The organism is Alkalihalophilus pseudofirmus, from assembly GCF_029094545.1.
Taxonomy (GTDB): Bacteria; Bacillota; Bacilli; order Bacillales; family Bacillaceae_D; genus Alkalihalophilus; species Alkalihalophilus pseudofirmus.
Window position 1 is genome coordinate 1478787 of record NZ_CP117835.1, and the last position, 23121, is coordinate 1501907.

At 41.7% G+C, this 23121-nt stretch carries 24 protein-coding genes and 1 pseudogene; 24 read left to right on the forward strand and 1 reads right to left on the reverse strand.

Features of this window, described 5'->3' with window-relative positions:
- Nucleotide 1 precedes the first annotated feature (1 nt).
- From aroB to PQ478_RS07765, 22 genes and pseudogenes are all read left to right on the forward strand, one after another.
- Nucleotides 2-1108 carry a 3-dehydroquinate synthase gene (gene aroB / locus PQ478_RS07665; RefSeq protein ID WP_289236360.1) on the forward strand — a complete coding sequence of 369 codons (1107 nt, stop codon included), beginning with the start codon at nucleotides 2-4 and terminating at the stop codon, nucleotides 1106-1108.
- Nucleotides 1092-1472 carry a chorismate mutase gene (gene aroH / locus PQ478_RS07670; protein WP_012958501.1) on the forward strand — a complete coding sequence of 127 codons (381 nt, stop codon included), beginning with the start codon at nucleotides 1092-1094 and terminating at the stop codon, nucleotides 1470-1472. The genes aroB and aroH overlap by 17 nt, the downstream gene beginning before the upstream one ends.
- A gap of 364 nt (nucleotides 1473-1836) precedes the next feature.
- A complete protein-coding gene (gene trpE / locus PQ478_RS07675; RefSeq protein ID WP_289236361.1) occupies nucleotides 1837-3366 on the forward strand; it encodes an anthranilate synthase component I in 1530 nt (509 codons plus the stop codon).
- The gene (gene trpD, locus PQ478_RS07680; RefSeq protein WP_289236362.1) at nucleotides 3359-4384 is read left to right on the forward strand and encodes an anthranilate phosphoribosyltransferase; all 1026 of its coding nucleotides are present in this window, start codon (nucleotides 3359-3361) and stop codon (nucleotides 4382-4384) included. Before trpE ends, trpD begins: the two co-directional genes overlap by 8 nt.
- Nucleotides 4377-5150, forward strand: coding sequence for an indole-3-glycerol phosphate synthase TrpC (gene trpC / locus PQ478_RS07685; protein ID WP_289236363.1), 774 nt, complete (start codon nucleotides 4377-4379; stop codon nucleotides 5148-5150). The genes trpD and trpC overlap by 8 nt, the downstream gene beginning before the upstream one ends.
- Nucleotides 5125-5796 carry a phosphoribosylanthranilate isomerase gene (locus tag PQ478_RS07690; RefSeq protein WP_289236950.1) on the forward strand — a complete coding sequence of 224 codons (672 nt, stop codon included), beginning with the start codon at nucleotides 5125-5127 and terminating at the stop codon, nucleotides 5794-5796. Before trpC ends, PQ478_RS07690 begins: the two co-directional genes overlap by 26 nt.
- Nucleotides 5765-6973 (forward strand): tryptophan synthase subunit beta, encoded by a 1209-nt coding sequence (gene trpB, locus PQ478_RS07695; RefSeq protein ID WP_289236364.1) that lies wholly within the window; start codon nucleotides 5765-5767, stop codon nucleotides 6971-6973. Before PQ478_RS07690 ends, trpB begins: the two co-directional genes overlap by 32 nt.
- Nucleotides 6970-7770, forward strand: coding sequence for a tryptophan synthase subunit alpha (gene trpA, locus PQ478_RS07700; RefSeq protein WP_289236365.1), 801 nt, complete (start codon nucleotides 6970-6972; stop codon nucleotides 7768-7770). The genes trpB and trpA overlap by 4 nt, the downstream gene beginning before the upstream one ends.
- Nucleotides 7771-7810: 40 nt before the next feature.
- A complete protein-coding gene (gene hisC / locus PQ478_RS07705) occupies nucleotides 7811-8917 on the forward strand; it encodes a histidinol-phosphate transaminase (RefSeq protein WP_289236366.1) in 1107 nt (368 codons plus the stop codon).
- Nucleotides 8918-9062: 145 nt separating this feature from the next.
- Complete coding sequence (locus tag PQ478_RS07710; protein ID WP_075682207.1) at nucleotides 9063-10160, forward strand: prephenate dehydrogenase; 1098 nt, start codon at nucleotides 9063-9065, stop codon at nucleotides 10158-10160.
- A 10-nt stretch (nucleotides 10161-10170) separates the two neighbouring features.
- Nucleotides 10171-11460 carry a 3-phosphoshikimate 1-carboxyvinyltransferase gene (gene aroA, locus PQ478_RS07715; protein WP_289236367.1) on the forward strand — a complete coding sequence of 430 codons (1290 nt, stop codon included), beginning with the start codon at nucleotides 10171-10173 and terminating at the stop codon, nucleotides 11458-11460.
- A 279-nt stretch (nucleotides 11461-11739) separates the two neighbouring features.
- Entirely contained in the window at nucleotides 11740-12696 is a 957-nt protein-coding gene (locus tag PQ478_RS07720) for a hypothetical protein (RefSeq protein WP_289236368.1), read from the forward strand.
- Between the two features lie 150 nt (nucleotides 12697-12846).
- Nucleotides 12847-13194 (forward strand): annotated as a pseudogene (locus PQ478_RS21985) (tetratricopeptide repeat protein); the annotation flags it as partial.
- A gap of 6 nt (nucleotides 13195-13200) precedes the next feature.
- Entirely contained in the window at nucleotides 13201-14127 is a 927-nt protein-coding gene (locus tag PQ478_RS07725; protein WP_435521076.1) for a tetratricopeptide repeat protein, read from the forward strand.
- Nucleotides 14128-14295: 168 nt separating this feature from the next.
- Complete coding sequence (locus PQ478_RS07730; protein ID WP_289236370.1) at nucleotides 14296-14841, forward strand: ReoY family proteolytic degradation factor; 546 nt, start codon at nucleotides 14296-14298, stop codon at nucleotides 14839-14841.
- Between the two features lie 904 nt (nucleotides 14842-15745).
- Nucleotides 15746-16207 carry a YpiF family protein gene (locus PQ478_RS07735; protein WP_289236371.1) on the forward strand — a complete coding sequence of 154 codons (462 nt, stop codon included), beginning with the start codon at nucleotides 15746-15748 and terminating at the stop codon, nucleotides 16205-16207.
- 142 nt (nucleotides 16208-16349) lie between these two features.
- The gene (locus PQ478_RS07740) at nucleotides 16350-16850 is read left to right on the forward strand and encodes a Rieske (2Fe-2S) protein (protein ID WP_012958516.1); all 501 of its coding nucleotides are present in this window, start codon (nucleotides 16350-16352) and stop codon (nucleotides 16848-16850) included.
- A gap of 15 nt (nucleotides 16851-16865) precedes the next feature.
- Nucleotides 16866-17537, forward strand: a complete 672-nt coding sequence (qcrB, locus tag PQ478_RS07745; protein ID WP_012958517.1) for a menaquinol-cytochrome c reductase cytochrome b subunit — start codon at nucleotides 16866-16868, stop codon at nucleotides 17535-17537.
- An 82-nt stretch (nucleotides 17538-17619) separates the two neighbouring features.
- Nucleotides 17620-18399, forward strand: coding sequence for a menaquinol-cytochrome c reductase cytochrome b/c subunit (locus PQ478_RS07750; protein WP_022627173.1), 780 nt, complete (start codon nucleotides 17620-17622; stop codon nucleotides 18397-18399).
- A 114-nt stretch (nucleotides 18400-18513) separates the two neighbouring features.
- Nucleotides 18514-19113, forward strand: a complete 600-nt coding sequence (gene lhaT / locus PQ478_RS07755) for a lipoprotein heptaprenylglyceryl N-acetyltransferase LhaT (protein ID WP_289236372.1) — start codon at nucleotides 18514-18516, stop codon at nucleotides 19111-19113.
- A gap of 79 nt (nucleotides 19114-19192) precedes the next feature.
- Nucleotides 19193-19984, forward strand: coding sequence for a sporulation protein YpjB (ypjB, locus tag PQ478_RS07760; protein ID WP_289236373.1), 792 nt, complete (start codon nucleotides 19193-19195; stop codon nucleotides 19982-19984).
- Between the two features lie 131 nt (nucleotides 19985-20115).
- Nucleotides 20116-20793 carry a zinc metallopeptidase gene (locus tag PQ478_RS07765; RefSeq protein ID WP_012958521.1) on the forward strand — a complete coding sequence of 226 codons (678 nt, stop codon included), beginning with the start codon at nucleotides 20116-20118 and terminating at the stop codon, nucleotides 20791-20793.
- A 40-nt stretch (nucleotides 20794-20833) separates the two neighbouring features.
- On the opposite strand, the gene PQ478_RS07770 is transcribed toward PQ478_RS07765, so the two are convergent.
- Nucleotides 20834-21706 (reverse strand): YitT family protein, encoded by an 873-nt coding sequence (locus tag PQ478_RS07770; protein ID WP_012958522.1) that lies wholly within the window; start codon nucleotides 21704-21706, stop codon nucleotides 20834-20836.
- Between the two features lie 157 nt (nucleotides 21707-21863).
- Here PQ478_RS07770 and PQ478_RS07775 point away from each other — a divergent pair, with 157 nt between their 5' ends.
- Both PQ478_RS07775 and dapB read left to right on the forward strand, forming a co-directional pair.
- Nucleotides 21864-22235, forward strand: coding sequence for a nucleotide pyrophosphohydrolase (locus PQ478_RS07775; RefSeq protein ID WP_012958523.1), 372 nt, complete (start codon nucleotides 21864-21866; stop codon nucleotides 22233-22235).
- Nucleotides 22236-22298: 63 nt separating this feature from the next.
- A complete protein-coding gene (gene dapB / locus PQ478_RS07780) occupies nucleotides 22299-23111 on the forward strand; it encodes a 4-hydroxy-tetrahydrodipicolinate reductase (protein ID WP_289236374.1) in 813 nt (270 codons plus the stop codon).
- The last annotated feature ends 10 nt before the right edge of the window (nucleotides 23112-23121 follow it).

Genomic DNA, 23121 nt, shown 5'->3' on the forward strand with positions numbered 1-23121 from the left:
AATGTCTGTTGTTCAGATTTCTACTAAAAGCAAATCATATGAGGTGAGAATTGAACCTGGTCTGAGGCATACCTTATATAATCTCATGCATGCTCATAAGATGAGTGATGCTTCCTCATTCTTAATTATTACAGATGAGCATGTACATGATCTATATATAAATGATGTTTTAGCTGGTTTCCCTAAGCAGGATCATGTTTATGTTGAGAAGGTAGCGAGCGGCGAATCATCTAAATCATTTGAGGTCTATCAAAAACTGCAGGAACGAGCATTAGAGATCGGTCTTGATCGTAAGTCGGTGATTATTGCTTTAGGCGGCGGAGTGATAGGCGACCTTGCTGGATTTGTTGCTGCGACCTATATGAGAGGGGTTCGATTTGTACAAGTGCCGACTACCTTGCTTGCCCATGACAGCAGTGTAGGCGGAAAAGTGGCGATTAATTTGCCTGGTGCAAAAAATATTGTTGGAGCTTTCTTTCAGCCGGAGCTGGTCATCTATGACACAGAAATGCTTCACAGTCTGCCAGAGCGTGAATGGCGTTCTGGGTTTGCTGAAGTAGTGAAACATGGGTTTATCAGAGACCGTGAATTTTTAGATTGGCTGAAGGGGCAGGTAACTTCTTTTGATCAATTTAACGATGAGGTTCTAAAAGAAATGCTTGTGCAGTCAATCGGAGTAAAAGCTGATATTGTCTCAGCGGATGAAACAGAACAAGGCATACGAGCCTATTTAAACTTCGGACATACGTTAGGTCACGCGATAGAAGCGGAGCTTGGCTACGGTGAATTATCTCATGGTGAAGCTGTGGCAGTTGGAATGATATTTGCCCTGCGTTTATCTGAGCGCGTCTTTCAAGTTGAGCTTCCTGTTAAAGAGACGATAACCTGGCTTGAAACATTAGGCTACAGTACAAACGTGCCTAAGGGGCTATCAGCTGAACAGCTGCTTACTTCGATGAAAAAAGATAAGAAAACGACAGGCGGACTGATCCGAATGGTCCTGCTTGAAGAATGCGGCAAAGCCGTATTAAAGGACGTAGCGGATGAACCATTGCTTGATTCACTACATAAAGCTATAGAGGAGGGGTTTGATGATTCGTGGAATTAGAGGCGCAACCACTGTTGTTCGGGATGAAGAAGAAGAAATATTAGATGTGACAGAAGAACTGCTGCATGAAATGATTGCCCAAAACTCCTTTCAAGCAGAGGATGTGGCGCAGGTACTCATTACAGTAACGGAGGATTTATCAGCAGCCTTCCCTGCTAAGGCGCTACGCCGGTTTTCTGATTGGACGTATGTGCCGGTTGTTTGTGCAAGAGAAATTCCTGTTCCGGGAAGCTTAGAAAAATGTATTCGCCTGCTTGTAACGGTAAATACTTCTCTTGCTCAAGATAAAATAAATCATGTCTATCTTAGAGAAGCGACGAAGCTTCGCCCTGATCTTGCGAATGGGAACAAGCTAGCTAACTAATAAGTTAGTTGTGGCGATATTCTCATAATATTCTGGTAAACTATACTCTTTTCCTTGACTAGAGGATAGCTACACGTTACACTTAAAAAAATGCGCATCTCATAGGAGTATGAGATGGCATAAGAGCTGAGAGGAGTCCGAATGTCGGGCTCATGTAGATGATGTATATTTAATTATTTGTTTTAGAGTTTAATAGTTGAGCAGAGAATGAGTTGAGCAGAGAAGAGCTGAGTTGAGTTTATATAGGGATTAGTCTAACACCCTTTGACTCATCGGTCTTAGGGTGTTTTTGTTATACCCAAAAACCACTGTATCCTCTTTTATACCTCTTCTCATTCATTCCATTACCTAGGAGTGAGTGAATATGACCCACACAGATTTCACATCTTTTAAGCAAGCTGCAAAAACCTATGATACCGTACCTGTTGTGAAAAGGTATTTTGCAGATGGGCTGACGCCTATACAAATCGCCTATCAATTGCAAGATCAATTAACGTTTCTTCTAGAAAGTAAGGACGCGGCCTCGCCTTGGTCTAGATATTCCTTCATCGGTTTAAATCCGATGTATCAACTAGTAGAAGAAAACGGAATCTTCCATACGTACTCTGAGGATGGAAGCCAAATCGCCCGAAGTCAAACCTTTGAAGATGCTTTTGATCAAACACTGCAGCATTTAAATGTTAAGCCGCTTGATCTGCCCATTCCTTTTAAAGGAGGGGCAGTAGGTTATATGAGTTTTGAGGCGATTCAATCGATTGAGCCTTCTTTGAAAAAAGCACCTTTATCTAAACAAGATCATAACAACGAGCAGCCAGCCTTTCATTTCCTATTTTGTGAAACGTTAATTGCCTATGATCATACAAAAAAAGAATTAATGATCATCATTCACGTACCGACCAAACAGTCTACTTTTTTAAAAGAACAATATGATGCAGCATTTTCACAGATCGATGAATTATTTACCACATTAGAGCGATCTACTTCTGGTTTAATGGTTCCTGCAGCAATTGAGAATACCGAGGAAGTCTCCTTTGACGGGGTCCTGTCCTCTTACACAAAGCCTGATTTTATGAAAGATGTAGAGACGATCCAAGAATACATTAGGGCTGGTGATATTTTTCAAGCCGTATTGTCCCAACGTTTTGAGATGCCTGTCACATCAAGTGCGTTTGATATTTATAGAGTGCTGAGAATGGTTAATCCTTCGCCTTACTTATTCTATTTGAAAATTGGAGACGTTGAGGTAGTAGGGAGTTCCCCTGAGCGGCTTGTCCAAGTAGCCGATAAGCACGTTGAGATCCACCCTATAGCAGGAACCAGGCCAAGAGGCGCTGATGAAGAGTTAGACAATCAGCTGGCCAAAGAGCTGCTAGCAGATGAAAAAGAACGGGCTGAGCATTATATGCTCGTTGATCTCGCAAGAAATGATGTCGGAAGAGTTGCGGAGTACGGTTCAGTAAAAACACCAACGTTACTCGAGATCGGCCGCTTCTCTCATGTGATGCATATCATTTCAAAAGTAACAGGAGAGTTAAGAGAAGGGATCACACCATTAAACGCATTAATGTCAGCTTTTCCTGCTGGAACAGTTTCAGGAGCACCTAAAATTCGTGCCATTGAAATATTAAATGAGCTTGAACCCGTTAAAAGAGGAATTTATTCTGGAGCAATCGGCTATTTAAGCTATGACGGAAATATTGACTCTTGTATCGCGATCAGAACGATGATCATTAAAGATCAAAAAGCATATATTCAAGCCGGTGCCGGGGTTGTAGCGGATTCTATACCTGAAAAAGAATTTGAAGAAACGCAAAATAAAGCAAAGGCATTGCTTCGTGCGGTGCAGCTTGCTGAGAAGATGTTTGGAGAAGGGGCGGTGGTGAACCATGTTTAAGCAGCTATTACGTAAATGTATGGAAGGTGTCACTTTATCCGAGACGGAAGCGCAATTTGTAATGGATGAGATCATGGGTGGAAAAGCGACCCCAAGCCAAATTGCAAGCCTCTTAACGGTCCTTAGATTTAGAGGGGAAACGGTAGAGGAAATGATTGGTTTCGCAAAATCGATGCGATCTCATTCCGTTACTATTCCACATACTCAACCAGGTGTTGTAGATACATGTGGAACAGGCGGAGATGACTTGTCTACATTTAATATTTCAACAGCTGTAGCTCTAGTTTTATCAGCTATGGGCGTACCTGTTGCTAAACATGGGAACCGAGCGGTATCTTCAAAAAGCGGCAGTGCTGATGTACTAGAGGAGCTCAGAATTGAGATTCAAAGTACACCAGAACTTGCAGCAGAGTCGTTAAAAAATAATCAATTATGTTTTCTATTTGCCCCTCTTTATCACCAATCGATGAAGCATGCGGTGGCACCTAGAAAAGAAATCGGATTCCGTACGATTTTTAATTTACTCGGACCTATTACAAATCCTGCCCGGGCAGAGCATCAGCTGGTTGGGGTTTATAACGAAGATTTTGCCTACAAAATGGCCCAAACATTAAAGGAGTTAGGTACCACGCATACTGTTTTTGCTACAGGTGGAGAAGGATTAGACGAGTGCTCGATCACTAGAGAGACCACGCTTTATGATGTGATCGGTACCACCATTACAAAAATGAAGATTACCCCTGAGGATGTAGGCTTAACTAGAGGCAAGATGGAAGATATTCAAGTCAATAATGCACAAGAGAGTGCTGAAGTGATAAACCAAGTTGTGCGCGGAACGGCGAACCAATCTGCACAAGATATTGTGACTCTTAATGCAGCTGTCGCCCTATATGCTGCAGACCGGTGCAATTCAATTAGTGACGGGGTAGACGAAGTCAAAAAAGCGATTCAATCAGGTATCGTTTATAAACATGTCACATCACTGCAAACGGAACGGAGGCAATCACAGCATGCTTAATCAAATTATTGAAACAAAACGAACAGAAATAAAAAACCTAGTACAGCCGTCTTTTGTAAATGTTCAAAAGAAATCACTGTATCAAGCATTATCAAAACCAAATCGTTCGATCGGGCTAATTGCTGAAGTGAAAAAAGCTTCTCCTTCTAAAGGCATCATAAAGGAAGATTTCAATCCTTTAGAAATTGCTCTGGGGTATGAAATCGGAGGGGCAGATGCCCTTTCTGTGTTAACGGATCAACCCTATTTTAAAGGACACAGAGACTATCTATCTGCCATTAAGCAGCAAGTAAATCTGCCTGTTTTGCGTAAAGACTTTATTATCGATCCAGTGCAAATAGAAGAAAGTGTACGAATGGGTGCAGATGCGATTTTGTTGATTGCAGGTGTAGTGCCAAACATTGAGTTGAAACGGTTATACGAGGAGGCAGTTGGTGCCGGTCTTGAATGTTTAGTTGAGGTGCATGCAAAAGAAGAGCTTGAGTCATTGCTTCACGAATTTACCCCTTCAATCATCGGGGTGAACAATCGAAATTTAAAAACATTTACAACCGACCTTTCTCAAACAGAAACGATCGGAAGCCTCGTTCCACGTGACAGTTTATTTGTAAGCGAAAGCGGAATTCATGTAACCGAAGATTTAGAAAGAGTGAAAAACGCAGGAGCACATGCCGTTTTAGTAGGAGAATCTCTGATGAGAGCAGAATCTCCTGCCGAAGGAATTGATTCTTTATATGGCGGTGAGCACATTGCGGCCACTCGTTAAAATCTGCGGAAATTATCATCAAGAAGATGTCGCTTCGGTATCAGCAACTGATGTCGATTATATGGGATTTGTTTTTGTAGCGAGCAAGAGGCAAGTGACGATCGGTCAAGTGAAAAGCTGGCTTGATGCACCCGGAATGAATCAAAAAATCGTAGCGCTGTTTGTGAATGAATCCATCTCCGTCATCAAAGAAGTGTACAATGCATTGCCGGTTGAAGTGATTCAATGCCACGGGACGGAATCGATTGAATATATAAAAGAGCTGCGAGCAGAACTTGATTGTGAAATATGGAAAGTGATTCATGCTGATGATCAAGCTCTTGCCGTGATGAGCAGCTTTGAAGGGCTAGTAGATGGCTATGTGGTTGATTGTAAAGTGAGCGGAAAATGGGGGGGGACAGGACAGTCTTTTAACTGGGACCTTATTCCAAGCTTCTTAGAAGAAGGGAAACGACAGAGTGTGAAGGTGTTGATAGCTGGTGGAGTCGCGCCTCAAAACATTGATAAACTAGTAAGCTACCAGCCTGACGGGATTGATATTTCAAGCGGAGTAGAAACGAAAGGACATAAAGATCAAAATAAGATTGAATACATCATAGAAAGGGTGTCACATCTTGCAAACAACAACGAGCGTGTATCCAGATAAAAGAGGACGTTTTGGAGAGTTTGGCGGGAAGTACGTTCCGGAAACATTAATGAGTGCCATTGAGGAATTAGAACAAGCTCTTGATGAGGCTATGGCCAGTGATGAGTTTGAAAAAGAATATGTAGAGCACTTGCGTGAGTTTGCTGGCAGACCAACTGCTTTAACCTATGCTAAAAATATTTCTGAAAAACTAGGCGGTGCGAAAATCTATCTAAAAAGAGAAGATTTAGTACATACCGGTGCTCATAAGTTAAATAATGCGATTGGTCAAGCGCTGCTTGCAAAACGAATGGGGAAAACAAAGATTGTAGCAGAAACGGGAGCAGGCCAGCATGGTGTTGCCACAGCTACGATTGCTGCAAGATTCGGATTATCCTGTAAAGTTTTTATGGGAGCAGAGGATATGGAACGTCAAGCATTAAATGTATTCCGTATGGAACTGCTTGGAGCAGAAGTCATTCCTGCTACATCCGGAAGCCAAACGTTAAAAGATGCGACAAATGAAGCAATCAGGTACTGGGTCACACATGCAGAAGATACCTTTTATTTGATTGGCTCGGTTGTTGGTCCGCATCCATATCCGAAGATGGTAAGAGATTTTCAGCGGATTATTGGAGACGAAGCGAAAGAGCAGTTTACCGCACGTGAGTCGAGACTTCCTGATGAGATTATTGCCTGCGTCGGCGGAGGGAGTAATGCGATTGGCACATTTTATCCTTTTATTGAAGATGATGTGCGATTAATCGGGGTTGAAGCTGCTGGAAAAGGAGTGGACACCGATCAACATGCAGCCACGATTACACACGGGAAAAAAGGGGTTATTCACGGTTCACTAACGTATCTGCTTCAAGATGAAGCAGGGCAGATCACCGAGCCTTATTCGATTTCTGCAGGACTCGATTATCCTGGTGTAGGTCCTGAGCATGCGCATTTAGCAAGCACTGGCCGTGTTCAGTACGAAGCTGTAACTGATCAACAAGCGCTCGATGCCCTTAAGCTTTTATCTGTTGAGGAAGGGATTATACCGGCTGTTGAATCAGCACATGCCCTGGCAAAAGCGTTTGAGCGTGCGGGAAAATTAACACCAAATGATACGATTTTAGTATGTTTATCAGGCAGAGGAGATAAAGATGTTCATACATTAATGAAGCATTTTAAAGGAGGGGATGAGTCATGAACCAGCGGATGAATCAACTAAAAGAAAAAAATGACGGTCTCTTTATTCCCTTTATTACAGCAGGGGACCCAACTCCTGAAGCAACAATTGATATCGCGTTGATGTTAGAAGAAGCAGGAGCTGACTTACTGGAACTCGGGATTCCTTACTCTGACCCGCTAGCAGATGGTCCGACAATCCAAGAAGCATCAAAGCGAGCATTAGCTGGCGGAATGACACTTGAAGGGGCGATGAAGCTTGTTCCTCTTATGAGAGAGCGAGGGCTGACGATTCCAGTTGTTGTGTTTACGTACTTTAACCCGCTTCTGCAATTTGGGGAAAAGCGCTTTACGGAGTTGGCAGGGGATATGGGGATTGATGGTATTTTGGTTCCGGATCTGCCTTATGAAGAAAGTGACGATTTGAATACTCTTTGCAATAAGCAAGGTTTATCAATGATCTCACTTGTAGCACCTACATCCAATGCCAGAATTAAAAAAATTGCGAGCCGTGCAGAAGGGTTTTTATACTGTGTTTCTTCACTAGGCGTGACAGGTGAGAGAAAGAAAATTGATGATAGAGTATATGACTTTTTGGAAACAGTAAAACAAGCAAGCCCGGTTCCGGTAGCCGTAGGTTTTGGAATTTCATCTAATGAACAAGTCAAAGAAATGCAGCAGCATGCTGATGGTGTCATTGTCGGGAGTGCTCTTGTACGCGAGATCGCGAAACATGAAGACTTACTGAAAGATGAAGAAAACAGAAAAGATGGACTATTTCAATTAAAAACGTTTGTCACCTCGCTCATTTCATCGTAACATAGAGAGATAAATACTTTCACAAGGTGGGGTGCTAAAGATGCAACCTAAAGCTCAGTTATTAGGCCTGCCATCGTATCAGCCAGGTAAGCCGATAGAAGAAGTAAAAAAAGAATTAGGCCTGACAAAGATTGTTAAATTAGCTTCAAATGAAAATCCGTTCGGGGCGTCACCGAAAGCTAGTGAAGCGATCAAGAAAGCTGCTGGCGAAACGGCTGTTTACCCAGACGGTTATGCAAGGCAATTACGTGAATCTGTAGCTAAGCAGCTGCAAGTTGATGAAAATCAGCTCATTTTTGGCAATGGCTCAGATGAAGTGATTCAATTTTTATGCCGCACGTTTCTAGAAAAAGGGACAAACACGGTAACCGCTCATCCAACATTCTCTCAATATAAGCTGAATGCAACGATTGAAGGAGCAGAAATCCGTGAAGTACCATTAAAAGACGGAGTACATGATCTTGATGCCATGCTTGATGTCATTGATGAAAATACTAAAATTGTCTGGGTATGTAATCCGAACAACCCAACAGGTACGTATGTAAGTGAGGATGCATTTGTACGTTTTCTTGATAAAGTCCCTCCGCATGTGATCGTCGTTTCTGATGAAGCGTATTATGAGTATGTAACAGCCGCGGACTACCCAAAGACTGTACCTCTTTTAGAACGTTATAAGCAGCTAGTTGTTCTTAGAACATTTTCGAAAGCCTACGGTCTTGCTGCATTGAGAGTTGGTTTTGGTGTAGCAAGCAAAGAATTGATTTCGTATTTAGAGCCGGTAAGACCGCCGTTTAATAATGTGACATTTGGCCAAATAGCTGCTGCTAGTGCGATAGAGGATCAAGCTTTTATTGCCGAATGTGTAGAGAAAAACAATGAAGGCATGAAGCAGTTTGAAGAGTTTTGCCAGAAGCATCAGTTACGCTATTTCCCTTCACAAACAAACTTTTTGCTTATTGAAGTAGGGCTGGATGGAGATGAAGTATTCCAAGCACTTCTTCGTGAAGGGTTTATCGTCCGATCTGGCAACCCATTAGGCTATCCGAATTCGATCCGTATTACAATTGGCAAGAAAGAAGATAACGCGGCATTATTTGAGGCGTTAGAACGCGTTCTAGCACAAACATCACTGCCGCAGCATTCATAGTCAATGATCGTCTTTCCCATTGTATGGTTGATGTGCTTTTTTGCATTCATGCAACGGAAAGGCGGTTTTTGTTTATTTTTTTATAGGGATAGAGAACATGAATACGGCTATTCCAGGCAGTGCTTTTAAATAAGGAGAGAGAACTATGAAGCGAACCGCATTTATTATTGGATTAGGTTTAATCGGGGGATCGATTGCATTAGCGATTAGAAAAGAACATGACGTTCGAATCCTTGGGTATGACATACATGAAGAACAGCTAAAAATGGCTCAGTCATTAAAAGTCGTTGATGAGGCTTGTCATTCGATTGAAGAAGGTGTAAAGCAAGCTGACTTGATTGTTTTTGCTACCCCTGTTTCAATAACGACGGAGCTTTTAGCGGATTTAGTTCATTTTGAAATGAAATCCGGTGCTATTATTACCGATGTAGGCAGCACGAAACGAAAAATCTATAAACAAGCTGAATGTTTAAGTGAAAAAGGGATTACCTTTATTGGAGGTCATCCGATGGCAGGCTCTCATAAAAGCGGTGTAGAGGCTGCTAGAGCTCATCTTTTTGAAAATGCTTATTATATTATTACGCCTAGTCCAGATGCCGATGCGAGAGCTGTAATACAGCTGCAAAATTGGCTGAAAGGAACGAAGGCGACATTTATTGAAATGTCAGCTGATCAGCATGACCATCTTGCAGGAGCGATCAGTCATTTTCCTCATATCGTCGCGGCCAGCCTTGTTCATCAAGTCGCTAAGTTAGAAGAAAAAGACCCGCTCGTCTCAAAGCTTGCAGCAGGGGGATTTAGAGATATTACTCGTATTGCCTCAGCAAGTCCTGTGATGTGGAGGGATATTTTACTGCAAAATAAAGATAGTCTTCTACACCTCCTAGAAGCGTGGATGGAGGAAATGGGAGAAGTTAAATCACTAATAGAAGAAGAAAATGAAGCCGATATCTATACATATTTTGAGGAAGCGAAAGCCTTTCGCGACGGACTGCCGGTCAAGAAAAAAGGAGCAATCCCGTCATTTTATGATTTATATGTTGATATCCCTGACCATCCCGGCGTGATTTCAGATGTGACAGGTATCCTGGCACAGCATAAAATCAGTATTACAAATATTCGTATTCTAGAAACAAGGGAAGACATCATGGGTGTTCTGAGGCTGACTTTCCGTTCAGAAGATGACTTAGAAGAAGCAAAGGTGCATTTAGGGCATCATATGTACGACACATACCGGATTTAAGGAGGAGCATATGACAACAAATACGATTAATGCAGTAAAACAAGGTCTAAATGGAACGATACGTGTACCAGGAGATAAGTCAATCTCTCACCGTGCGGTCATGTTTGGTGCGATCGCTGATGGGGTGACAACGGTAGAAGGTTTCTTAAATGGGGAAGATTGTTTAAGTACGATTACTTGCTTTAAAAAGCTTGGGGTCAACATTACACAAGACGAGGAACGTGTGAAGATTGAAGGAAAGGGCTGGAATGGTTTAGTGGAACCATTAAACATTTTGGATGTAGGAAATTCAGGAACGACTACACGCTTAATGTTAGGCATTCTTGCCACAAGACCGTTTCATTCCGTAATGATTGGGGATGACTCGATTGCTAAGCGTCCGATGTCTAGAGTGGTAGATCCCCTTCGTGAAATGGGAGCACAAATTGATGGACGTGCAAATGGTAATTTCACGCCTTTATCTGTCCGCGGCGGCAGCACAAAAGGAATCGATTTCACTTCAAAAGTAGCAAGTGCGCAAGTGAAATCGGCTATTCTTTTAGCTGGTCTCCAAAGCGCAGGAACAACATCTGTCACAGAGCCTGCCCTCTCCCGGGATCATACAGAAAGAATGCTTGAAGCGTATGGGGTTAAAGTTGAAAGGGAGGGTCTCAAGGTGAGTGTTAAAGGGGGACAATCTCTAAAGGCAAGCCACATTGTCGTTCCAGGAGACATCTCATCAGCAGCCTTTTTCCTTGTTGCAGGGGCCATTGTGCCAAATAGTCAAATTACATTGACTGGTGTAGGGGTCAATCCTACCCGCTCAGGCATCATTGATGTCCTTCAAAAGATGGGCGCTTCTCTCACCGTTTCAAATGAAAAGGTGGTAAGCGGTGAACCGATTGCTGATTTAACGATTGAGACATCGAGTTTGAAGGGAATTGAGATTGGCGGAGACCTAATACCGAGACTGATTGATGAAATTCCAGTCATCGCTGTACTAGCTTCTCAAGCGGAAGGCAAAACAGTGATAAAAGATGCTGAAGAATTAAAGGTCAAAGAAACAAACCGAATCGATACAGTTGTCAGTGAACTGAAGAAATTAGGAGCATCGATTGAAGCAACGGAAGATGGAATGATTATTGAGGGCACACGGAGCCTTAAAGGTGCAACAGTAAACAGCTACGGAGATCATAGAATCGGAATGGCTATGGCAATTGCTGGTCTTATAACAGAAGGCCAAGTTGATATTGAAAGAAGTGAAGCGATTGCTGTTTCCTATCCTTCATTTTTTGAACATATTGACAGGTTAACAAAATAGAAGTGAGAACCTTGTGATAAAAAATCACGAGGTTTTTATTTTTAACAAAAAAAGTCCCTAATTCGAAAATGTAAGCGTTTTCGAATTAGGGTTTAGCAAAAGCTACATATAGTATGGATAGGAGTGGAGAGAAACCATACGCTACTTTTATTATAACCATTTGACCTATGAAGTCAACAGATAAATGAAAAAATTCCAAAAACTTTTTTTAGGTTCTATGTTCAGGTTCTCATCTTTCCTTTCTTTTCATAGCTTGTCTATAAGGATAGGGAGGGGATCATGTTGTATTTACTTAATCATATTCACAAACATGATTGTCTAGAGAGGCCAGCTCGTTCGTATTTAATTAAAGAAGGAAAGATTACGTATATTAATACTTCAATGGCACGGTGGATCGGAAAAACATCAAATGGTACAGGGCTCACAATAGCCGAAGGAGCCATCTATACGATGACAAGCCCCTGTTCCTCAAAACAGTCTTTTTCAGCATTTAAAGAGCAACAGGTGAACCTTATTAAAAAAGGAGGCACAAGCTGCATTTCTTTTGCTCAAGCCGAATATGAAAGAGAAATTGAGGCTGCTATGAAAAGGCAGAAGCATGCGATGGTAAATAGCACCCTTGATTATGTTCTTGGACTAGAGCTGCCGATCCATCTGCTTAGACCGACCGTGGCGTCAATATGCAAGCGATTGCTTATTCCCGTTATAAAGGTCCATATTAATTCCGTTGAGCAGTTGTATCAGGTCCAATGGGAGCATATTTCTTATTTACAGCTCACTTATCCGCTAGTACTTATTCCTGTTTTTAAAACGACGGTTAAAGGAGAGCGCTCTCAGATGAAAGAACTCTGGGATCAGTATTGTACACATTACCGATTGCAGACAGAAGATGATCCAGCGAATGAGAAGTGGAGCAAGACAGCTTTGCAAAAAATGGGTCTCTTTCCTGTCAAAGGGGAGCTGCTTGTGTCTAGTGATTTTGATTATCAGCTATTTAATAACTACGAGAAGAAGTGTAATCAACCTCCGAAAAAGCAAGGTTTTTTTCTTGATGGAAAGACAGATCTTGATTATGATAAAAGAGAGCCGGCAATAGTGGCTCTACGTGATCGTACATTAAAAGTAAATCTAGACACTTGTTTTTATCCGGGATATGGCAGGCAGATAGAAGTGACTACACCTAGGCGTTTTCTAACTATTCATGCTGCTGACCCGGTATCATCTGCTATACTCTAACAATATTGGATGCCGTCATTCATATGGTGAGTCATATGGTCATTTTTTGATCATGAATTTTATCATATATAGGAGTGATGGCATTATTCACTTATTCGGTCGTTAAGGAAGGTTTTTATACCGTAGAACCCGAATGAAGTAGCAAGGTATAAGAATCAGGAGGAATCAACGATGGAATGGATAAAAAAAGCGCTTGAGCTAATCGAATCAGGTCAAGTAGAGGAAGGCCTCGCAGCACTTAGTAAAGCTGAAAAATCAGCGGATCATGATCAGAAATTTGCGATTGCAGAAGTGTATTATGAACTTGGTCATCTAAAAGAGACAGAACGAATCGTTAACGAGTTATTAGCTCTTTATCCCGATGAAGGCGGTCTGATTATCTTTGCAGCCGAAGTCATGATTGATGGGGATAAGGAAGATGAAGCTATTGAATGGCTGCTTGAGATCAAAGAAGACGATCCGACTTACCTTCAAGCACAATTATTGCTTGCTGATCTTTATCAGATGCAGTCTTTAGATGAAGTAGCTGAACAAAAACTTCTTCAAGCGGCTAAAGCAGCACCAGATGAAGTGATTATCTCTTATGGACTTGGGGAATTTTATTTAGAGCGTGGGGATTATAATAAAAGTATTCCTCATCTGAAAAAAGCTGTACACCGAGCTGAGGAGCTTCCAAATATCGAAGTCGATTTAAAAATGGCAGAAGCGTATAGTGCCAGCGGACAATTTGAAGAAGCTTTGGCATATTACGAAAAAGGTCTCAAAGATCACCTTGAGCCGCATGCTTTGTTCGGGTATGGATTTACGGCCTATCAAGTTGGAGATATGACTCTTGCCATAGAGCAGTTAGAAGCATTAAAGGCGCTTGATCCTGACTTTTCAAGTTTATATCCATATTTAGCTAAAGCTCTTGAGGCGGAAAACCGCCTTGAGGAAGCAATGGATATTTTAAAAGATGGAATGTCTGTTGATGAGTACAACGAGGAACTTTATATTATGGCTGGAAAGCTTTCGTTTAAACGTCAGCGTCCAGATGAAGGGGAATTGTATTTACGCAAAGTCATTGCTCTGAACCCTTCGAATTTAGAAGCTGTTCAAACGCTTGCAGCTTACTTAAAGCATACCGAACAATTTGATCAGCTTGTTGAGTTAATGACTCACACTAAATCTTACGGTGAAATCGATCCTCTTCTCACATGGTATGAAGGAGCGGCTTTAAGAGAGCTTGAAGAATATGATGAGGCACTTCACTGCTATCAGGAAGTGAGTGATCATTTTAATGAAGATGAAGATTTCTTATATGAATACGCAAGCTTTCTCCTTGAAGAAGGACAACGTGAAAAAGCAGCGGCAGCGTTTAAGCAGTTACTTCACATTAATCCAGATCGATCTGATGTGACTGAAATGATCAATCAATTAGAATTAGATTAATTTAGGAAGAAACAAGGATTTAACGACTCAAACAGCGAATGATTATTTATAAAGATAAACCTTTTGTAGGTGAACCTTAGATTAAAAGGTTTAAAATAATATGAAGTGTTTTCATACAATTGGTTTGTACCAATAGAACTGCTTATAAATCACGAAGGAGGATGGAGCATGGGCAGCATCATTCCAGTAGTGGAGAAAAAAGAGTTTCTTCGAGGCTTTTTGCAGCATTATGAGCTTAAGAGGCGTGAGTGTGCGTGGTTGTTAAATTACTTAATGAGTGATGATGAATTAATGGAGCGGGTTCACTTTGTAGAGCGGGCAGCATCTACACCGAAAGCTTTAGTGATCTCTGCAACGGGGGTGGATACCGTCCCGTTTTCATTTCACAAATTTAAACATATCACCACAGATGCTGAAAAAGCATTTCATGATATTCGTCTTAATCAAACAGAGGATATTTATATTGAACTCCATTTTGCCAACCCGAAGATGTACCCGCCCTATTTAGCGGTGCTTGAGGATAATCCATACTTGCCAGAGAATGAAGAAATTGCTCAGGTCCACCAACGTTTAGCAGAAGATTTGCTTGATGCATCTATTAAAACTTTCCGCAAAAAGGATCTGCAAACGAAAATTGACGAGGCATTAGATAATAAGGATTACGAAAGTTTTATCGAATTGTCTACAGAGCTAAAACAATTAGAGACACATTAAAAAGTTTCTTTATAAAAGAGGCTTGGACATAATGCAAGTGTATTAACGAGAAGAGAGTAATATGCAGGCTAATGTAGAGATTTTGAGGTTCTAGGATTTCCGCGGTGCCTTAAGCTAACAAGGAATATGAAGGCGGCTCTTTCATTGTGAAATGAAGAGGCGTCTTTTTTTGTGTTAGTTAAAGCTCAACCTTGTTTCATCCTCGGTTGATTCGTGCAGACAGAAATTAAAACATGTTTTGGAGGAGAGACCGCCGCTCCTGAAATATACTACGCTTTCCGTGGTGAGCTAGTGAGCTTCCTCGGGCTAAAGCCCTGCGGGATCTCACTCCTGCTCTAGTCACCACTGGAGTCTCTGTATATTTCATCCGCTAGGTTAGTACGTTTTCTAATTATTATGTGGAGCAATTTAGTTGCGGTTCAGTTCAAGTTTTAAAAATGCAGACTTTCTTGGGTTCATCTGCTGAGCTCCGTGTTCTGTTTATAAAAATGGGAGCAGCTTAACAATATCCTCTCTCCGTTGATTGGAGCGGAAGGTACTCGACTCCTGCGGGATGTGCGTGACCAGGGAGACCCCACAGGGCGAAAGCCCGAGGAGGCTCCCGGACCGCCCGCGGAAAGCGAGTGCCTGCAGCGGAGATCAACAACTATGGCAGGAGGGAGGATTTCTTTTCAGCTGCCTAATTTATGTGAAAAACAAGATCCCATACGAGTGGAAAGACGGGAGGCTTCCGGACCGCCCGCGGAAAGCGAGTGCCTGCAGTGGAAATTAACCACTCTGGCAGGGGGCTTTTTCAGTATGTTGTGCTATTTGATATACAGCTTTATAAATAGTGATTGATTGTCTTATGACGTAGAAAAAGGTAGAATGACTAGGTAAACGAATTGGAAATAGAGGTGATTTTATGAAGTGGCAATCAAGTGAAATGGATAAGTACTTGCAATCAAAAGAATATGTTGATACGGCAATTGTGCCGCTTATCCCAATCTCTTGGCAGAAGGAAATCAAATCGACGGTGGCAATGGGAGAATTTATTTCCATCATCACCCAAGAGCTTGAGAGACAGTTCCAAGGGCGCGTCGTGTTATTCCCGGCTTTTACATACTTAGAAACAGAAAATGCCGAAGAGCGGACGCTGCGGCTTAAGCGCTGGTCTGAAGAAATGAAACTTGGCGGGATGGAGCATATCGTCTATGCAACGTCAGATGGATTTTGGAAAACGGTAGAAGATGAACTGGGAGAATGGCTGATATGGCTTCCATCCATACCGCTTGAACATCTATCATCAGAAAATAGACGTGAAGTGATTGGCGGGCAAATTAAACAGTTAGTCCCGATTATGACAAACAAGTGGCAAAATCGATAATCATGGCAAAATCGTGTCGTTTTACTTCTTGAAACAATTGACACCGCTAGGTCATTAAGCTATCATGGGTATGTCCTAGTATTATATGTGTTTAACTGTGCCCGTTATGGGTCTTATTTTATAGTGTAGGGGGGGAAAACTAGTGAGCGAAAAAGAGCACAAAGTTTCACGACGACAATTTTTAACGTACACGCTTACAGGTGTTGGCGGCTTCATGGCTGCGGGAATGCTGATGCCAATGGCACGCTTTGCCCTTGATCCTGCTTTGAAAGCTGGAACTGAATCTGAATATCAGCCTGTATGTTATCTTGAAGAATTGACAGAGGAACCACAAAAGTTTGCTTTCAGCTTTGAGCAGCAAGATGCGTGGTATGAATCGGAAGTAACACGTGAAGCGTATATCTTTATCCGTGGGGATGAGGTAACAGCGCTTTCACCAACATGTACGCATTTAGGCTGTACGGTATCATACGGTTCGAATGATGATCATCCTGAGCGTTTCTATTGCCCATGTCACTTTGGTATGTTTGAAAAAGACGGTATCAATGTGCCTGGTACACCGCCTCAGCGTCCACTTGATGTGTATGATGTGATGGTAGAGGATGGAAAAGTATACTTAGGTCAAATTAATCAGCGAACATAAGGAGGGGCGTAATCGATGCTTCAAAAAATTTACGACTATGTTGATGAGCGTCTTGATATTACGCCTATGTGGCGCGATATTGCTGACCACGAAGTGCCTGAGCATGTTAACCCTGCTCACCATTTCTCTGCGTTCGTATACTGTTTTGGTGGATTAACTTTCTTCGTTACAGTCATTCAGATTTTATCAGGTATGTTCCTAACGATGTATTATGTACCGGATATTATCAACGCTTATCAATCAGTAGCTTACTTACAAAACGAAGTAGCTTTCGGTGTTATCGTACGTGGGATGCACCACTGGGGAGCTAGTTTGGTTATTGTTATGATGTTTTTACACACGTTGCGGGTATTCTTTACCGGTTCATATAAGAAGCCTCGTGAATTAAACTGGGTTGTCGGTGTACTTATTTTCTTCGTTATGCTTGGTTTAGGTTTCACAGGTTACTTATTACCATGGGATATGAAAGCATACTTTGCGACTGTTGTAGGTCTGCAAATTGCTGAGAGTGTTCCACTCATTGGTGGATTTGCGAAAACATTGCTTGCCGGCGGGGAAGTAATCGGGGCTGCTACACTAGCACGTTTCTTCGCGATTCACGTATTCTTCTTACCAGGTGCCTTACTTGGTTTACTAGCGGCTCACTTCTACATGATCCGTAAACAAGGTATTTCTGGTCCATTGTAAGATTTAATGGAGTGTTTGAAAGCTTAATAATGATTGATCTTTTAGACACCCTCTAACTGAAAAATAAAAAGGAGGGAACGAGATGGAACGTGGTAAAGGAATGCAGTTTGTCGGCGACTCTCGTGTCAAGGCAAACAACCGCAAACCGAATATTCCAAAAGACTACTCAGAGTATCCAGGTAAAACAGAAGCGTTCTGGCCGAACTTCCTCTTAAAAGAGTGGATGGTTGGTGCGGTCTTCTTAATGGGTTATCTTTGTTTAACTGTTGCTCACCCGGCTCCTCTAGAGCGTATGGCTGACCCAACAGATGCTGGATATATTCCATTACCTGACTGGTATTTCTTGTTCATGTATCAATTACTTAAATACCAATATGCTTCTGGTGACTTTAACGTAATCGGAGCTGTAGTAATTCCAGGTTTAGCGTTCGGTGCGTTATTAATCGCTCCGTGGTTAGATACTGGTAAAGAGCGTCGTCCATTAAAGCGTCCGATCGCTTCAGGTATGATGATGCTTGCAATTATTGCAACAATCTACTTAACTTGGGAGTCTGTTGACCAGCATGACTGGGAAGCAGCAGCTGAGCAAGGTGCGATTGCTGAAGAAGGCGATATAGATACCGAGGCCGAAGGCTATGCTATCTATACTGGCAACCAATCATGTATCGGTTGTCATGGTGACACAATGGCCGGAGGATCAGGCGGTCCTTCACTTCTAGAGACAGAGAAATCTGCTGAAGAAGTTATGGATGTTATCATCAACGGTCAAGGTGCAATGCCTGGCGGATTATTCGAAGGTACGGATGAGGAGCTAGAAATTCTTGCTGAATACATAGCTGCTCACGGAAACCCTGAAGAATAAAACATACCTTTTTAAGAAAGCTGACTGTTACAGTCAGCTTTTTTCTTACATATGATCTTTACTTAGAGATTTTTTCATCTTTTTATTAAAGAAATAGAGAAAGGACTACTAAAAGTGAAAACACAAATCCTTACTTTATTCGGTCACAGGCTTACAATCATTTTAATGTTGATTATTAATATACCTGGGACGATTTATGGGTATATGTGGTATGCCAATCAGCTTGAACGTACGCCTGCTCATTTTTTGCTGTTCGTACCTGACAGTCCAACGGCGAGTCTATTTTTTGTGATCGTCTTGATTGCTTTTCTAATGAAAAAGAACCTCCCTTTAATAGAAGCATTAGCAGCGGTGACGTTAATTAAATACGGGATTTGGGCTGTTGTGATGAATCTTGCCTCGTTTGCAGTGGGAGCGACTCCTCATTGGACAAATTATATGCTGATTGCTTCACATGCTGGGATGGCTCTACAAGCAGTTATCTACGCACCTTATTTTAGAATCAAGCCATGGCATTTAATTGTCGTTGCTCTCTGGACGCTTCACAATGATGTGATTGATTATGTGTATATGATGCATCCAGGTCTGCATCCTTATTTAATGCCATATATTACAGAAATCGGCTACTTCACATTCTGGCTGAGCGTGTTTTCACTCTTTACGGTATATGTGCTCTGCATTAGAAACAAGACGTATAAGCTGAATATCCTTTAGAGAGACAATGAGTCTCTCTTTTTTTGTGGTCTACTCTTGTCCTAGCCTTCATAAGATGAAAAAAGAAGGAGGGACAAACATGCGTCAGGTCTTTATATTTATTTTTTGTATTTGTTTATATATGTCAACGGCAGAATATGGGTATGCAACGGAAGTGAATGGACAACATACATGGAAAGAGCTCAATCAAACGACAGATCACGTTTTGCAGCTAGTGAAGCAGGAGAAATTTGAAGAAGCGAAGCAGCTGCTTGATTACTTTTCTGACGGATTCATTCAGCTTGATTTTAAAGCAGAAGGGTTTACGATGAATGAGATGCGTACGATCACGATGACGTTTGAACAATCGGTAGAAGCGGTGACTGCGGCAGAAAAGCCTCTTGATGAGAGAATTTATACGGTTACGACATTCAGGCTTGCTGTAGATGCGCTCTCAAGTGAGCATCATCCATTATGGCTTCAGTCTGAAGAAACGCTTCTAAATCAGTTAGCTCTCATTAAACAAGAGCATCAAAATGGACAGCCAGAGGCGATGCAGCATCGAATGAACACGTTCTTAAGGCATTATCAAATGATTCGCCCGGCATTAATGATTGATCTTGAACCGCATTTGCTGCAGCAAGTTGAATCTCAAGTTACGTACTTAGATAACCTTCGAGTTGATGGCTTAAACAGTGATAAGTTAACGGCACATATTGAAATGATGGAAGCAGATTTTGCGAAAGTATTTGAACGGGTAAAAGAAGACAGTGCCGATCCTTCCTTGCTATGGGTTATGATCACGATCGGCGGTATGATTGTGTTGTCCCTTTCGTATGTTGGAGTAAAGAAATACCGTGCGGAGAAGGGCAAAGTTCGAATGAAAGAATAATGTGTCAAAGCTGTGAAAATAATTTAAATTCGTTTCCCGCAAGCGGTTCGGATGGGTATTTTGTTTGACTTTGTTTGATGTTTTACTTAGACTTAATGGTAACTAGACTAACGCAGAGGTGAGACATACGAATGGGTTTTCTGATTTATTTTATTTTACTTCTGATCATTCCAATTTGGGCGCAGATGAAAGTAAAGAGTGCTTACAAAAAGTACTCTAAAGTTCAATCGTCTTCCGGGATGACTGGAGCACAGGTAGCAAGAAAAATTTTAGACGATAATGGTTTGTATGATGTCCGTATCGAAGAAGTACGAGGTCAACTGACAGACCATTACGATCCTCGTTCAAAGGTCGTACGCTTATCTAGCGAGAACTATCATGGCAATTCCGTTGCAGGAGCTGCCGTTGCTGCCCATGAGGTAGGTCATGCGATGCAGGATGCAGAGGATTATGCTTTCTTGCGTTTCCGTCATGCATTAGTTCCGATTGCTGGATTTGGATCAAACATTTCATTTTTCTTAATCCTAGCAGGTATCCTAATGGGTGCATCTAACCTGTTGCTGCTCGGGATCATCTTCATGGCTGCTGCTGTTTTATTCCAAGTGGTTACATTGCCAGTTGAATTTAACGCATCAAGCCGTGCGATGGAACAAGTGGTATCAGTTGGCGTGATTCGTAATGACGAAGAGCGCGAAACACGTAAAGTGTTAAATGCTGCTGCATTAACGTATGTAGCTGGTGCACTTGTTGCCCTTCTTGAGCTTGCTCGTTTTATTTTAATGTACATTGGAATGAACAACGACGATTAATAAAGGAAACCTCCGGGATTTAAAATATCCCGGAGGTTTTTTATATGCCGATTGGTTTTTTATTCTCATCTAAGGTGAAGCCTTCACCAATCACATCCTGGACGTCATTTACCGTTACAAAGGCATGCGGGTCAATTTTCTCTACTAAGGTTTTGAGACGAATTAATTCATTTCGTCCGACAACGCAGTAGAGTACTTCGCGCTCCGTTCTAGTAAAACTTCCCTGTCCTTTTAGTAACGTCGCCCCGCGGTCCATTTCCTTCATAATGGCATCCGCAATCTCGCTTGTTGAATCAGAAATAATAAAGCATGCTTTAGCAGAATATGCTCCTTGCTGGATGAAATCGATCACTTTCGCTGCCACAAATACAGCAAGCAGTGTGTACATAGCTTCTCGGTAATTTAAATAAATGAGAGAAGAGGCAATAACGACAGCATCGAACATAAACATTGTTTTCCCCATACTCCAGCCTAAATACTTAAACCCGAGCTTTGCGATAATATCAACTCCGCCTGTAGTCCCGCCGTATCTGAACACAATTCCAAGCCCGACTCCAATAAAAACACCTGCAAATAAAGCAGCGAGTGTCATATCATCATGCAGGGGAATATAAACAACAGTATATCGTTGAAAAATCTCTAAAAAGATCGAGACTCCGACGGTTCCGATGATTGTATAAATGAACGTCGTCTTACCTAGAATCTTCCACCCGATAAAAAAGAGCGGAATATTGAGCAGCAAATTAGAGATCGCCGGATTGAAAGCAAAAATAAAGTACAAAATTAAGGTGATCCCCGTAAATCCGCCATCTGCCAAGTTATTTTCCATATTAAAATAAACAAGTCCAAAAGATAAGATCGCACTTCCAAGTAAAATAAGGAGCACATTTTTAAATTTAACACGATAAGGCAATTAAAATCCTCCCTTCAGCTTTCTTCCTATATTTTGATGAAATCAATGCATGATTATTATATAGAAGCGAACAAAGAAGAGCAATGAAGCGAATAAGATTTGTCAAATCGTTCTAGATTCGCTAACATGGATAGTGGAAGACTGTGAGGTGGGAAAAATGGACAGAGAACAACGCCTGGAGGCTGGTCAAACAGACCGTAACTCTCATAAATCGATGAAAGACATGCAAGAAGAAGTTGATCAATTTATCGGACAGTTTAAAGAAGGCTACTTCAGCCCGCTTGCCATGCTTGCACGGATGACAGAAGAAGTAGGTGAGCTCTCCCGTGAGGTCAATCATTATTACGGTGAGAAACCCAAAAAATCAGATGAAGAAGAAAAAACAATGGAACAAGAAATGGGTGACATTTTATTTGTGCTCATTTGTTTTGCAAATTCCTTACATATTGATTTAGAAGAAGCGTTTCATTTAGTGATGGATAAGTTCGAAAGCCGGGATAAAGACCGCTGGACAAAGATAGACGATTAAAGCTGAAACCAAAACCAACAAAATGACAACCTATTAAATAGAAAAAACGGAGTGGATAAAAAGATGAATAACACATACGAAAATGTAAATATTGTGATTGCAGGACCGAGAGGAAACATGGGACGTGAAGCCGTTCGCATGGTGACTGATACAGATCATTTTACGTTAAAGGCCGTTGTCGATTCTAAGCATGACGGGATGAGAGTGGCTGATCTAGATGGTATGCCGGCCTTAGATATTCCGGTTTATACAGATATGGACCGCTGTTTTAGCGAGCATGAGGTGGATGTGTTAATTGATTTAACATCACCGGCATTTGGTCGTAAGCATATGGAAATCGCTTTTAATCACGGTGTTAGACCAGTTGTTGGGACAACAGGATTTTCTGATGAGGATATTGAAACACTTAGAACCATCGCAGAGAACAAAAACTTAGGTGCGATCATTGCTCCTAACTTTGCAATTGGTGCAATTCTAATGATGAAATTTTCACAAATGGCAGCTAAATTCCTTCCCGATGTTGAAATTATCGAACGTCATCACGACCGTAAATTGGATGCGCCGTCTGGTACAGCGATTAAAACGGCACAATTGATTTCTGAGGTGCGAGAAGCAAAAGTACAAGGGCACCCTGATGAACACGAGGAACTAAAAGGCGCACGCGGGGCTGATTTTGAAGGCATGAAAATTCATAGTGTCCGCCTTCCTGGCCTAGTTGCCCACCAAGAGGTGATTTTTGGAGGAGAAGGGCAGACCTTAACCATTCGTCATGACTCTATGAACAGAGCATCCTTTATGCCAGGTGTCAGACTAGCAGTTGAAACCGTTCTATCGATTGATACGCTAGTGTATGGCCTTGAAAACATTATCGAATAAGGAGTGAGGA